Annotated in this window: 14 protein-coding genes; 8 read left to right on the top strand and 6 right to left on the bottom strand. The window is 55.5% G+C overall.

The features are described from left to right. Positions 1–16: 16 nt before the first annotated feature. On the top strand, positions 17–814 hold the full coding sequence (locus tag AC0L7R_RS10975; RefSeq protein ID WP_473656921.1) for a DUF2189 domain-containing protein: 798 nt from the start codon (positions 17–19) through the stop codon (positions 812–814). Positions 815–899: 85 nt separating this feature from the next. On the opposite strand, the gene AC0L7R_RS10970 is transcribed toward AC0L7R_RS10975, so the two are convergent. The 3 genes from AC0L7R_RS10970 to pyrC all read right to left on the bottom strand — a co-directional run bounded on the left by AC0L7R_RS10970 (position 900) and on the right by pyrC (position 4424). Further along, a complete protein-coding gene (locus AC0L7R_RS10970) occupies positions 900–2396 on the bottom strand; it encodes a replicative DNA helicase (RefSeq protein WP_247126874.1) in 1497 nt (498 codons plus the stop codon). 235 nt (positions 2397–2631) lie between these two features. Then, the gene (locus AC0L7R_RS10965; RefSeq protein ID WP_348107293.1) at positions 2632–3306 is read right to left on the bottom strand and encodes an orotate phosphoribosyltransferase; all 675 of its coding nucleotides are present in this window, start codon (positions 3304–3306) and stop codon (positions 2632–2634) included. 65 nt (positions 3307–3371) lie between these two features. Then, positions 3372–4424, bottom strand: coding sequence for a dihydroorotase (gene pyrC / locus AC0L7R_RS10960; RefSeq protein WP_473656920.1), 1053 nt, complete (start codon positions 4422–4424; stop codon positions 3372–3374). A 99-nt stretch (positions 4425–4523) separates the two neighbouring features. Between pyrC and AC0L7R_RS10955 the strand changes: the two genes are divergently transcribed. Continuing rightward, positions 4524–4799, top strand: coding sequence for a hypothetical protein (locus AC0L7R_RS10955; RefSeq protein WP_473656919.1), 276 nt, complete (start codon positions 4524–4526; stop codon positions 4797–4799). A 386-nt stretch (positions 4800–5185) separates the two neighbouring features. Further along, positions 5186–5809 (top strand): hypothetical protein, encoded by a 624-nt coding sequence (locus AC0L7R_RS10950; protein ID WP_247126878.1) that lies wholly within the window; start codon positions 5186–5188, stop codon positions 5807–5809. 65 nt (positions 5810–5874) lie between these two features. On the opposite strand, the gene AC0L7R_RS10945 is transcribed toward AC0L7R_RS10950, so the two are convergent. Together AC0L7R_RS10945 and AC0L7R_RS10940 are read right to left on the bottom strand one after the other, a co-directional pair. Continuing rightward, entirely contained in the window at positions 5875–6837 is a 963-nt protein-coding gene (locus AC0L7R_RS10945; protein ID WP_473656918.1) for a phosphoadenosine phosphosulfate reductase, read from the bottom strand. Between the two features lie 88 nt (positions 6838–6925). Next, entirely contained in the window at positions 6926–8149 is a 1224-nt protein-coding gene (locus tag AC0L7R_RS10940; RefSeq protein ID WP_473656917.1) for an acyl-CoA dehydrogenase family protein, read from the bottom strand. Positions 8150–8274: 125 nt separating this feature from the next. On the opposite strand from AC0L7R_RS10940, the gene AC0L7R_RS10935 reads away from it, so the two are divergent. From AC0L7R_RS10935 to AC0L7R_RS10915, 5 genes are all read left to right on the top strand, one after another. Then, positions 8275–8829, top strand: a complete 555-nt coding sequence (locus tag AC0L7R_RS10935) for a GNAT family N-acetyltransferase (protein WP_473656916.1) — start codon at positions 8275–8277, stop codon at positions 8827–8829. 76 nt (positions 8830–8905) lie between these two features. Then, positions 8906–9781, top strand: coding sequence for an AAA family ATPase (locus tag AC0L7R_RS10930; RefSeq protein WP_473656915.1), 876 nt, complete (start codon positions 8906–8908; stop codon positions 9779–9781). 66 nt (positions 9782–9847) lie between these two features. Further along, on the top strand, positions 9848–11170 hold the full coding sequence (locus AC0L7R_RS10925) for a VWA domain-containing protein (RefSeq protein ID WP_473656914.1): 1323 nt from the start codon (positions 9848–9850) through the stop codon (positions 11168–11170). Further along, entirely contained in the window at positions 11163–12128 is a 966-nt protein-coding gene (locus tag AC0L7R_RS10920) for an XdhC family protein (protein WP_473656912.1), read from the top strand. Before AC0L7R_RS10925 ends, AC0L7R_RS10920 begins: the two co-directional genes overlap by 8 nt. After that, a complete protein-coding gene (locus tag AC0L7R_RS10915) occupies positions 12125–13114 on the top strand; it encodes a molybdopterin-binding protein (protein ID WP_473656911.1) in 990 nt (329 codons plus the stop codon). Before AC0L7R_RS10920 ends, AC0L7R_RS10915 begins: the two co-directional genes overlap by 4 nt. A 59-nt stretch (positions 13115–13173) precedes the next feature. On the opposite strand, the gene infC is transcribed toward AC0L7R_RS10915, so the two are convergent. Then, positions 13174–13668 carry a translation initiation factor IF-3 gene (infC, locus tag AC0L7R_RS10910; protein ID WP_473660398.1) on the bottom strand — a complete coding sequence of 165 codons (495 nt, stop codon included), beginning with the start codon at positions 13666–13668 and terminating at the stop codon, positions 13174–13176. Between the last annotated feature and the right edge of the window lie 49 nt (positions 13669–13717).

Here is a 13717-nt window from a genome sequence, read left to right as displayed (position 1 = left end):
TTGGCATAGTCAGATCATGACACAACCACGCCCCCATGGCGCACCAACCCTGCGCGCACCGACATTCAACGATCTGACCGAAAGCCTGCGATCAGGTCTGAAAGACTTTAGCGCCGCACCTGGTCTTGGTCTGTTTTTCGCAAGTTTCTTTGTGTTGGCAGGTTTGCTGATGGCGGGAATTACGGTTCTCACAGGGACGACATATTGGTTAATTCTGGCCGTTATGGGGTACCCGTTAGTGGGTAGTTTGGCGGCACTTGGGTTTTATGAGACCAGCAAACGTCTTCAAGATGACGACGACGTTACATTTGCCGCGATAACGCGGTCCGTTTGGACGCAACGCGGCGGGCAGTTGCCTTGGTTGGCAGCGATCATCGTGGTGGTTTTTCTGTTCTGGTTCTTTCTTGGGCACATGATATTCGCGCTTTTCCTTGGCCTTTCACCAATGACAAACGTGCTGTCCACTTTGGATGTGTTCTTAAGTCCGACTGGACTGATGATGCTAGGTTTCGGAACCGCCGTCGGCGGTGTTTTTGCGATGATCGTTTTTGCGATGTCAGTGCTCGGCATGCCGATGCTGCTTGATCGTGACGTCGATTTCGTAACAGCGATCATCACTTCAATCGGTGCAGTTGTCGGCAAACCGCAGGTCTATTTGATTTGGGGCATCAGCGTCGCGGTGATTACTTTGATCGCGATGTTGCCGTTCTTCTTGGGGCTGTTTGTGGCAATGCCGATATTGGGACACGCGAGTTGGCATCTGTACCAGCGCGTGACCACGGCAGAACCCGCCGCAGTGCAAAACCCCGCTTAGGTTCGAAAAGTACAATTTCTTGGGCGCTGAGTTAGGAGTGTTTGCCGTTTGAGATCGCAAATGTGCAACCTCAAATGGCGTCACATCAGAACTCTTCGGACTGGTTCGGGTTCTGCCAAGGCTGGACAAGATTACCAAAGCGCGTGAACTGCCCCTCGAACGACAACTCGACCGTGCCAATCGGACCGTGCCGTTGTTTGCCGATCACGACCTCTGCCTTTCCGTGCAGGTTTTCCATGCGTTCCTGCCAATGGGCCATCTTTTCCATCTCGTGATCGCCCGGTTTTTCGCGTTCGACGTAGTATTCTTCGCGGTACACGAACATAACGACGTCGGCGTCTTGCTCAATCGAACCCGATTCACGCAAATCCGACAGCTGCGGGCGTTTATCTTCGCGGTTTTCCACCTGTCGCGAAAGCTGGGACAGTGCGATCACCGGAATCTGCAATTCCTTCGCAATCGCTTTCATCCCCATCGTGATCTCGGAAATTTCGTTCACACGGTTTTCGGATCGACCGGTGCCGCGCACAAGCTGAAGATAGTCGATAATCAACAAATCAAGACCATGTGTCCGTTTCAAACGACGGGCACGGGCGGCCAACTGGGAAATCGGCAGAGCAGGCGTGTCATCGATAAAAAGTGGGCAGGATTCGAGCTGCTTCGCCGCTTCAACAAACCGCCGGAATTCAGCTTCCGTCATGTCACCACGGCGGATTTGTTCTGATGGCACCTCTGCAGCCTCGGATAGAATACGTGCGGCGAGCTGGTCTGCCGACATCTCGAGCGAATAGAATCCCACGACACCGCCGTTGACAGCCCCTTCGGACCCGTCATGCAGGATGCCCTTTTTGTAGGCCTTTGCGACGTTATAAGCGATGTTCGTGGCCAGCGATGTTTTCCCCATCGACGGACGACCGGCGAGGATCAAAAGGTCGGATTTGTGTAAGCCGCCCAGCTTTTTATCCATGTCGATCAAACCGGTAGAGACACCGGACAAGTCGCCATCGCGCTGGTAGGCGGTGTTCGCGATGTTCACAGCCTCGGTCACGGCTTTCAGGAAGCTTTGGAAACCGCTTTCAGACGTGCCTTGTTCGGCCAGACGGTAAAGTTCCTGTTCTGCCTCAACAATCTGTTCGCGCGGTTCGCTTTTTACGTCCACCTTCGCGGCCTTCTCAGCGATCGCTTGGCCGACGGTGATCAATTCGCGGCGGACCGACAGATCGTAAATCATTTGCGCGTAGTCAGCTGCGGCGAAAGCAGAGATCGCCGCACCAGCCAGCCGGGCCAAATAGGCCGGACCGCCAAGTTCTTGCAGGCCTGCATCGTCTTCGAGAAATGTCTTCAACGTCACAGGTGACGCGAGCGCGTTCTTGGCGATCCGCGATGCGGCGACTTCAAAGATGCGGGCATGTACAGGATCGTAGAAATGATCGGGCCCAAGGATGGATGCCACTCGGTCAAACACATCGTTGTTGGTTAGAATAGCACCGAGAAGCTGTTGTTCCGCTTCGATGGAATGTGGCATCTGATTGGCCGTTTCCACGTCCTCTCCGGTTGCGTTGAATGTCGCAATCTCGTTCATTTTTCACCCCTATGTAGTCCCGCGCTGTATCTACCGTGGCTGATTGTTCAGCGCCATCTGGAAATGATGGGGGATAACTCCGGGACAACGCTGTGCGTAACTTGCCATCCTGAAACAGTATACCACAGCTTGTGGTCGCGTGTCAGCAACTCACAACACTGGGGGTATTCAGTGGCAAAGGAATCGGCACAAAATGCGTTTCACCCACAGGCTTGGGGATAAGTTTTCTTGTGGCCTAGCCCCGCGATGCCGACCAAGCGTCCGGATCATGCAGGTATGCGTTCACTTCGGACAAGGTCGCGGCGTCAAAGGCATTGCGCCGTTTTGCTTCGGCGAGAACATCCCACCATGTGCACAGATGGATCAGTTGCACGCCGTGATCGCCCAGCGTTTTTTCAACACCGTCAAAGATGCCGTAATAGAAGATCACCGCTGTTGCTGAACAGGTCGCACCCGTGTCACGGATTGCGTCGACAAACGACAGCTTCGACCCGCCATCGGTGGTCAGGTCTTCGACCAACAACACGCGCTGGCCTTCAGTCATCACACCTTCGATGCGGGCGTTGCGCCCGTAACCTTTTGGTTTTTTGCGCACATATGTCATCGGCAGTGCCATGCGTTCGGCCACAAGTGCGGAAAACGGGATGCCCGCGGTTTCGCCACCTGCAATGTTGTCGAACTGTTCGAAACCAGCCTCACGCATCACTGTAATGGTCAGAAAATCCATCAACGTCGCACGAATGCGCGGAAAAGAGATCAGTTTACGGCAATCCACATAGGTCGGCGCCTGTTTGCCCGAGGCGTGGGTAAACGGTTCTTTCGCGTTGAAATCAATAGCACCAATTTCAATCAACATCCCGGCCGTCAAACGCGCGATTTCTTCTTTGGGCGGGTAGGAGGTCGGGATCATGTGGGTCTCATCTTCTTCTGGTCAGAATACCTCTGCCGGAGGCATCGGTTTTTAGAAAATCGGGGTTAAACGGAAACATCCCAATGCAGCGGGAAGCCCGGGTTAAACACGGTCACGGGGCCGTCGTCCGTGACGATATGGGTGGGGTAGCTGACAGGTTCGCCTTTAGTCAGCGTGATCGTCGCCTCGTTGGCAGGCAGACCGTAGAAAGATGGACCGTTCAACGACGTGAATGCTTCAAGCTTGTCCAATGCGCCGGCCGCTTCAAACACTTCTGCCAAGCAGGACATGGTGTTGGGTGCGGTAAAAATACCAGCACACCCACATTCTTGCAGCTTGTTCGGGTCCGTGTGCGGCGCGCTATCGGTGCCTAAGAAGAAGCGTTTGTCGCCAGACACAGCGGCCTGCACCAATGCGACGCGATGTGTTTCACGTTTGGCCACTGGTAGGCAATAGAAGTGCGGCTTGATCCCGCCGGCCAGAATGTGGTTCCGGTTAATGATCAGGTGATGCGTGGTGATCGTTGCAGCAAGGTTTTTATTATTGTCGCGCACATAATCAACCGCATCTTGCGTTGTGACGTGTTCCATCACGACCTTAAGATCTGGATTCTTCTTGCGGATCGGCTTGAGCACCTTGTCGATAAACACCGCTTCGCGATCAAAGATATCGATGTTGTGGCTCGTGACTTCGCCATGCACACACAGCGGCATCCCGATTTCGGCCATCTTGGCCAAAACTGGCCGGACTTTATCGAAATCGGACACACCGGATGCCGAATTTGTTGTCGCACCAGCCGGATACAGTTTGACTGCGCGGGCGGTGCCGTCCGCATAAGCGGCTGCAACATCTTCGGGGTCTGTGTCTTCAGTCAGATAGAGCGTCATCAGTGGATCAAACGTCATGCCGGCGGGCAGGGCGGCCATAATGCGCGCGCGGTAGGCGCGGGCTTGGTCCGCTGTCACGACTGGCGGCACAAGGTTTGGCATAATGATCGCGCGACCAAAATGACGGGCTGTTTCAGGCAGCACCGCTTGCAACATTGCGCCGTCACGCAGGTGAAGATGCCAGTCATCCGGACGCCGGATTGTGAGTTCGGTAATCGCTTTATCTTTCATGCAGTCCGGTTACACCGAAAGGGCAAAGATCACAATGTTGGTTGAAAGGAACGGCCTGCACAGCTTACGCTTACTCTGGGACAATAAAGGGGACGAATAATGCTTGGATTTTTGATCGCTGCTGCCGCCGGTTTCTTGGTACCGCAGCTAGAGCCGGTTGTCGGTAAGCCCGTTATCGCAAAGCTGCGCAAAGTCTTACCAATCGATGCGGTCGAACATCGGGCAATCACCGTCCTGATTTGCTTGATTATCGCGGCGTTTGTGGCGTCCATTTTTGACAGCGGCAATGCGATTGGGCTGACCGTTGGGTTTAGCCTTGGCTATTTTGGCACGCGAATCTTTGATGCGGCACGGGGCAAAAAGATCGAAAAGTGATAGCGGCTGGTACGATTTGGCCGCCTCTACGTGGTCAATTGTGCCAAAACTATGGCATCTGTTGCCGGATCAGAGATTGCCCATGCGCGCCGCTGTGGGGCTCTAACGTAGCCGTTCACAGGCCCCGCTTCGCGATGTTCCGTCGAACTGTGAGGCCGCACCTTCAACGACGTATCGTGCGCGTAATCCTTTATTCTATACGAAATTGCTATGATTTGGCCTGTTCTCTGCCTAGGATCGGGGTGGTGAACGAACTATTCATAAGATGGAAATCGATTCAATCGATTGTTTCCATATTGACAAAGAACTGTTCTGCGGCTCGCGCCGGGTTGGCAAGGATGTGGCGATTGTGTGACGGTGATGGTGGCTCAATTGAAAGGGCAAAGATGTTGAATACAGTCAGATACGCGGTGGGGGCCGCGTTGATGGTGGTAGCCGGGGTAAATAGTGTTAACGCTGCCTGTCTAAACGAAGAAGACATGCGTCGTGGGATCATTGTTACTTTCGAAAACCAATCATCCGTTGCAATGCGCAGGACGCGAGCAGGGCTTGTTGAAGTCACGGAAACCTATGCGTCAGAAGATCTGACTATTAAGTTCACCGGACAACACGGGCTTTACTTCACCGAAGAGGTCACACTTGTCGCGGCCCGTCCGGAAAGCTCCTCGCGCCTTGAAATCGTGTTTGACGAAGCATCTGCGGCGCTGCCTGCACCGGAAGTGGGGACTTTCTGGTCAGGCAGCACCACAAACATTTTTCCCGATGGGGACCAACGGTCTGAACTTTACGACGTGTTCTTTTTGGACGCGCCCGTAACGCGGATTTCCGGGTGCGATTATGAAACGATCCACGCGGTCGTCGAATATCGCTGGCCTACGGATGAATACGGCGTGTCGCTGCTTTACGCATATCTGCCTGCGCTCGACACGGCATACATCCTGTCCAGTAGTTCTTCTGTGGCCGAAACAGGGGTAAACATTCCCGTCGCGATTGAACCTGCCACGTTCTAATTTGCTATATTTGGAAGCACTGAAGGGAAGGCGGCACTTTTGTTGCCGCCTTTGTCATTTCGGGGCTATTCGGCCGCTTTGATCTTAACTGGGCGGTAAGGGTGATACCCTTGTTCTTTCAGGATCTCGAGTTGTTCATCGAAAAAGCGGGTGTGGCCCGTTCTGATCGCGTGCGCGCAAACGTTGACGGCCAAATCCAGACGATCCCGTTTCATGGTTTGGTTGAACAGGTTGCGCAGGTATGGCGCGTAAGACCTGCGTGCCCGTAGCAATTTGCCAAAGCTTTGCGGCGTCAGCGTGCCATCCATTGCGCCAACTACCAAATCATCAAGAATTTCGATGCCCTCTAGAGAGCGGGACAACCGCCCGCCCAAACCATGACACCGCAAGGGCGTCATGCTGGGTTTTGTGTAGAGCGCAGCATGCACGGCATCCATCAGCTGATGAGGATCAAACGCGATATACGCTTGTTTAGCGGCATCAATCATATCCGGCCCGTAGCCATAGCGGCTCGAGAAATCCTTGATCCGTTGATCGCGGTAGCGTTGATCAAACCCGGCAATGCGCGGGTCAAGCGTCGCCTGTGGGCGCAGCGCGAGAACGCGGCAACCGGGCGCTGCAACGCTATAAGCTGTCGCTGCATACCCACCTGAATCCGCACCATAAAACAAGACTTCGTCAAAGTCTTCGAAGAAGCCATCGTCGATCAGGCGATCAAAATAACCGTAGATGCGTTTTTCGCGATACCAGCTTTCGGATTGGGCATAGATCCCAAGATGCGACCAACCTTCTTCACGGACAAAGGTGAACCCGAAAGGTTCGTTTTCTTTGCTTGTGTCCTGAATCGTATCGGCGTTTTCGAAGGTGACAAGCAGCTTGGGACCTGCATCAATGAAGGCCGCCGCATGCTTTTCAAGCCGTTCGAAGTACCCAAGGTCCTCTGCAACTTCTTCAAGTTGGACAAACCACGCATCTCCTTCCAAGCCTGACAGGCCGGAATCGATGTCAATTCGGTTATCTTTGTTCATGGTTGTCTCCAGCAGCGGGTGATCCGTTATTGCGCGTTAATGTGGCGAAATTGGGCGGGTCATGGGCCAGTTTTGCGGTGTTTCGGGATCAAAAGAAAGCTTGAAGTCCCGTTTGTGCGCGCCCGAGGATCAACGCGTGCACATCATGGGTTCCTTCGTAGGTGTTCACGGTCTCTAGATTGACCATATGACGCATAATCTGGAACTCATCGGAAATGCCGTTGCCGCCATGCATGTCACGCGACATTCGCGCGATGTCCAAGGCCTTACCGCAGTTGTTGCGTTTCATCAGGCTGATCATCTCTGGTGCGGCTTTGCCTGCATCCATCAGGCGACCGACCTGCAGCGCACCCTGTAATCCCAGTGAAATTTCCGTCTGCATATCGGCGAGTTTCTTCTGGAACAGCTGTGTCTGGGCAAGAGGTTTGTTGAACTGTTTGCGATCAAGTCCGTATTGGCGCGCGGCGTGCCAGCAAAACTCTGCCGCACCCATCACGCCCCATGAAATGCCGTAACGCGCCCGATTGAGACAGCCAAACGGCCCTTTCAACCCTTGGACACCGGGTAGCAGCGCATCTTCGGATACGACCACGTCTTTCATCACGATCTCGCCGGTGATCGACGCGCGCAAGGACAGCTTGCCGCCGATTTTCGGAGCTGACAGACCTTCCATCCCTTTTTCCAGCACAAAGCCGCGGATTTTGCCGCCGTGGGCTTCCGACTTGGCCCAAACCACAAACACATCTGCGATCGGCGCGTTGGAAATCCACATCTTGGATCCGTTCAACACGTAGCCATCGTCTGTCTTCTTCGCCGTCGTTTTCATCCCTGCAGGGTCTGATCCGGCATCAGGTTCGGTCAGGCCAAAACAGCCGATCAATGTACCAGCCGCCAAGCCAGGTAAATATTTCTGACGCTGTTCTTCTGACCCGTAAGCTTGAATTGGATACATGACCAAGGATGATTGCACAGACATCATGGACCGATAGCCACTATCCACCCTTTCGATTTCACGCGCGATGAGACCATAGGTCACGTAATTCGCACCCAGCCCGCCATATTCTTCAGGAACCGTAGCCCCCAAAAGGCCCGCATCGCCCATTTGCTTGAAAATACCGGGGTCAGTTGTTTCGTCGCGGTACGCCGCTGTCACTTTCGGCTGCAATACATCTTGCGCAAACGTCCGCGCGGCGTCGCGCAGCATGCGTTCGTCTTCAGTTAGCTGATCCTCGAGACGTAGTGCGTCTTCCCAATCAAATGCATTCAGGTCGGGGCCAAAGCCTGACTTGTGATCTGTTGCTGCATCTTTCATGGAAGCCTCCTCAAGCAATTTGCGCAAAACCTACGCTCGCAAGCTGTGCATGACAATGGGCTGTGATCATGGGGCCAAGTTCAGTTAAGTTCAGCCGAGACATTCCGCTATTCAGGACGCCCAGAATGACGCCATTTGCCAGCCCTCGCACCAGAATTGCGCTTGTGACGCCAACGGATGCGAGGGCGCTGCACCAGTGTTATACGCGCAACCATGCACATCTGTCGCCATGGGAACCGCGCAGGCCGACGGGGTATCACAGCCACGACGCTTGGCAGAAACGGGCAGCAGATCAGGCCGCGCAAAACGCGTCTGGGCAATCCTATCATTTCGCAGTGCGCTGTCATACGGCGGATGACATCGCTGCTGTTTGCAACTTCACCAATATCGCGAAGGGTGCTTTTCAAGCGTGCCACTTGGGTTATTCGGTCGATCTGTCCCATCAGGGCCAAGGCATCCTGCGCGAAGCTCTCGCCGAAATCATCCCGTTCGTCTTTGCGCATGCTGGCCTCAACCGGATCATGGCGAATTATATGCCGCGCAATGAACGCAGCGGACGTCTTCTGGCAAGGTTGGGCTTCGAGAACGAAGGATACGCCAAACGCTACCTGAAGATCGCAGATGAATGGGAAGATCACATCCTGACGTCACGGATCGTCGATCACGACGTAGAGGCATAGTTGCTGACTACGACTAAGGGGTCACTTGACGACAGCCGCACAGGGTGCAGTTCTATGCACTAGCGGGGAGACTACCATGACCTTTGAAACCATCGACGCAGTCCAAGCCGAACTCGGCGAGACCGGTTATGTCTGTGATCGGCCATTGGCAACGGTGGCGTTTCTGGCACAACGATTGGGGCGGCCCCTGTTTCTGGAAGGCGAAGCGGGCACAGGCAAAACGGAAATCGCCAAGGCTATTGCTGCCAGTTTGGGGAAACGTCTGATCCGGCTGCAGTGCTACGAAGGGCTCGATGCATCGTCAGCAGTCTATGAATGGAATTTTGCAGCCCAGATGATTGCGATACGGGCAGGCGAGAGCAAAGAAGACCTGTTTTCCGACGACTACCTGATCGCGCGCCCTTTGTTAGAAGCGATGATGCCTCAAGACGGCGGCGCACCCGTGCTGCTGATCGACGAAATTGACCGGACCGACGCACCCTTTGAGGCTTTCCTGCTCGAAGCGCTTTCCGATTTCCAAGTTACAATCCCCGAACGCGGCACGATCAAAGCACCAGAACCGCCCATCGTGATCCTGACCTCTAACCGCACGCGCGAAGTCCACGACGCGCTGAAACGGCGCTGTCTATATCACTGGGTCGGGTACCCCGATTTTGATCGTGAAATGGAAATTCTGCAATCGCGTGCTCCGGAAGCTACCAAGCAATTGTCTGAAGAAGTCGTGGCATTCGTCCAACGCCTGCGCGCTGAAGACCTGTTCAAGAAGCCGGGTGTCGCTGAAACGATCGACTGGGCCAAATGCCTGCTTGCGCTTGACGTGCTGACGCTGTCTCCCGAAGTTATCGCAGACACCCTTGGCGCGGTTTTAAAATACCAGGACGACATCCAACGGCTGCAAGGATCAGAGGCCAAGAAAATCCTCGACGACGCACGCGCAAGCATACCGGCATGATCCCTTTCTTTTGGTCTCAAATATCCCACGGGGGGCTGGGGGCGTGAAGCCCCCAGCGATTGCGCCATGAAACTCCCTCCATTATCTTTGCCCGACGATCCCAAGCTCGCAGAAAACATCACGCATTTTGGCCGTGCTTTACGGCGGGCGGGCCTGAACATCGGACCGGGCCGGATCACCGACGCAATCCTCGCGGTGTCGGCGGCGGGGTTTACCAGCAAGGTCGATTTCTACTGGACGCTGCACGCCTGTTTCGTCTCCAAACCCGAGGACCGCGCGGTCTTTGCGCAAATCTTCCGACTGTACTGGCGCGACCCGCAGTTCATGGAACATATGATGGCGTTTCTCACACCGGCCGTGCGTGGTGTGCAGGAAGAACGGCAGGCCGTGGCGGCGGAACGACGCGCGGCTCAGGCGTTGTTGGACCAACAAGATCCGGAATTGCCCGACGGCAAAACCAACGAGGACGAGGTCGAAGTCGATATCGACGCGAGCCGGACAACGTCGGGCGAAGAACACCTGAAGACGCTCGACTTTGAACAGATGAGCATCGCTGAAATGGCCCGCGCCAAACGCATCCTCGCGACCATGCGCCTGCCTGTGCCACCAATCCTTAGCCGCCGGACGCAAGCCTTGCCGGGGCGGATGCCTGACTGGCGCGGGACGATGCGCGGCGCCATGCGCACGGGCGGCGAGATCAACCAGTTCCGCACAAAGCGTCCGCGTATCCGTTATCCCAACCTCGTGGTGCTTTGCGACATCTCGGGGTCGATGTCGCAATATTCGCGGGCAGTGCTCCATTTTGTTCATGCTGTTGCAAACAAACAGGGGCAGGGCTGGGCGCATGTCCACGCCTTCACTTTCGGTACTCAGCTAACCAATATCACCCGCCACATGCGGACCCGCGACGTGGACGCAGCACTCGCTGCCGCCGGCGCACAAGCGCAGGACTGGGAAGGCGGGACGCGGATCGCGGCCTGTCTGGACCGATTTAATCGCGACTGGTCGCGGCGCGTCATGGGGCAGGGTGCCGTTGTGCTGCTGATCACTGACGGGCTGGATCGTGACGGCGATGCGGATTTGGCAAAAGTCATGGAGCGTTTGTCGCTGACTGCCAAACAGGTCATCTGGCTCAACCCGCTGTTGCGCTATGACGGTTTTGCGCCCAAAGCACGCGGTATCGCCCAGATGCTACCTCACGTGGACACTTTTCGGGCTGGTCACAACATTGCATCGTTGGAAGGGGTGGCGCATGCGTTGATGCAGCCGCACGATGGGGGCGACAAACAAAGGTTCATGTCCTTGATCGATCAGACCCCGCGCCCAGATGAGACGAAATTGGGTTGGTCGCTGGCCCATACCCGTAACAAGAAAGATCACCATGGCTGAAACACAGTACACGAAACTGGCCCTCAACTGGCATCGGGCAGGGCGCAAAGTGGCGATCGCAACTGTTGTTGAGACATGGGGATCAGCGCCGCGGCCTGTGGGCAGTCTGCTTGTCATCGACGGTGACGGAGCAATGGAAGGGTCCGTATCCGGCGGATGCGTCGAAGGGGCGGTGATCGTTGAAGCGTTAGAAGCGTTGGAATACGGGAAACCGCGCCTGTTAGAGTATGGAGTCAGCGACGATGAAGCCTTTGCCGTTGGCCTTGCTTGCGGCGGGCGTATCCGCATTCTTGTGGAACCTGTCGGTGGAGCTATGCCCGTTTCAATTCTTGAAGAATTGGTCGCCGCGGCAGAGGCGAAGCAGCCCATTGCCTATGTGGTTGATCTGGAAAACGATATGCGGCGCACGACAAACGCGTCGGAATTCGTGAACCGGTTCAGGTCCGACAAATCGGGCATTGAGGACGATGGGCGCACCTTCGTCGGTATCCACAACCCACCTTTGCGGATGATCATCGTTGGTGCCGTTCATATCGCGCAGCACCTTGTGCCAATGGCTCACGCCTGCGGTTATGCACCCACCATCATTGACCCACGCGGGGCGTTTGGGTCCGAAGACCGTTTTCCGGGTGAGATTATTCTCGACGATTGGCCGGATGAAGCATTGGTAGCGCTGAAGCCCGACGCACGGACGGCCGTTGTGACCCTGACCCATGACCCCAAGCTCGATGATCCGGCGATTATGGCGACCCTGAAATCCGACGCGTTCTATTTGGGCTGCCTCGGCTCCACGCGGACGCATGCCAAACGGGTCACACGGCTCGAAGACGCGGGATTTGATGCGGCCGCAATCGCGCGAATCCATGCACCAGTTGGTTTGAATATCGGGGGGAAATCGCCTGCGGAAATCGCCGTCAGTATTATGGCGCAAGTCACCGACGTGTTGCGCCGCGCATGAAATTTGGTCCAGTTCCATTGCAGGACGCAGCGGGCGCAATCTTGGCTCACTCGGCGGAGCTGCCGAACGGGCGCTTGCGGAAGGGCAAGGTATTAAAAACTGACGACATTGCGTTGCTCGCGGCGGCAGGCGCGGAAAACGTCGTCGTCGCACAGCTTGAAGTCGGGGATTTGCACGAAGATGTGGCGGCTCAGCGATTGGCCGAAGCATTTGCGCCTGCTCCCGGCTTACGATTGACGACCGCAACAACAGGGCGGGTCAATGTGATCGCGACAATGCCCGGCATCTTCCGATGCGACGTTGAATCAATTGAAAAAGTCAATGCAATCAACCCGATGATCACGATCGCCACTCAGCCGCAAAACCAACGTGTTGTCGCAGGCGACATGGTGGCAACGATCAAGATCATCAGCTATGCGGTGGCGGAGCTGGACATTGCGCGGGCTGTGGATGCTGCGATGCCGCTCGCATTGCTCAATGCGCAACACACCGACATCACTTTGATCGAAACGCAGATCGGATCGGAAGCGCCAAACCCGAAAGGACGGGCAGCCATGGCGACGCGCCTTGATCGGTTAGGCGCATCCCTGACGCGGCGGATTGTCGTGGATCATACGGAGGTTGCGTTGGCTGCAGCTATTTCCGCCGCATCCGGCACGATGATTATGATCCTCACAGGCTCTGCGACCTCTGACGGTTATGATGTGGCACCGCAGGCAGTGCGGATCGCAGGCGGGCAAGTTACGCGGTTTGGCATGCCGGTTGATCCGGGAAACCTTTTGTTTGTGGGCGAGATCGGGGAAAAACCAGTTATCGGTTTGCCGGGCTGCGCACGGTCGTTGGCATTGAACGGGGCGGATTGGGTTGTCGAACGGACGATCTGTGGCATGCATTTATCAGATCATGACATCGCTGGAATGGGCGTTGGCGGGCTACTCAAGGAAAGCCCCGCGCGGCATCACCCAAGGGGTAAGCCAAAAGAATAACCCCGCACCTTGCAGCGCGGGGTTTTCGATTTCTCTAGAAGGATCGCTCAATACTGCGATTACTTCGGAAGCGGTCCGATCAGCATAACCATTTGGCGACCTTCCATTTTCGGGAAGTTTTCCACGCGGCCTGCTTCTTTGGTGTCTTCAGCAACACGTTCCAGCAACTGACGGCCCAGATCCTGGTGCGCCATTTCACGTCCGCGATACCGCAGGGTGACTTTTACTTTGTCGCCGTTCTCGAGGAACTTGAAGACATTGCGCATCTTGACGTTGTAGTCGTTCGTATCCGTGTTCGGACGGAACTTAACTTCTTTGATCTCGATGATCTTCTGCTTCTTACGAGCCTCAGCTTCTTTTTTCTGAGTCTCGTATTTGAACTTACCAAAGTCCATGATCTTGCAGACTGGCGGATTCGCGTTTGGCGAGATTTCTACCAGATCAAGGCCGGCATCAGCGGCCATGCCCATTGCGCGATCTGGCGTAACAACACCAACGTTTTCGCCGTCCGCCCCGATCAGGCGGATTTCTGAGGCCCGAATCCGTTCGTTGATACGGGGGCCTGTGTCGCGCTGTGGTGGCGCGTTGTGGGGTCTGCGTCCT

The organism is Yoonia sp. D2-7 (assembly GCF_055809435.1).
The sequence above is the reverse complement of the archived record's forward strand: the minus strand, read 5'-3'. Positions and strand labels throughout refer to the sequence as shown.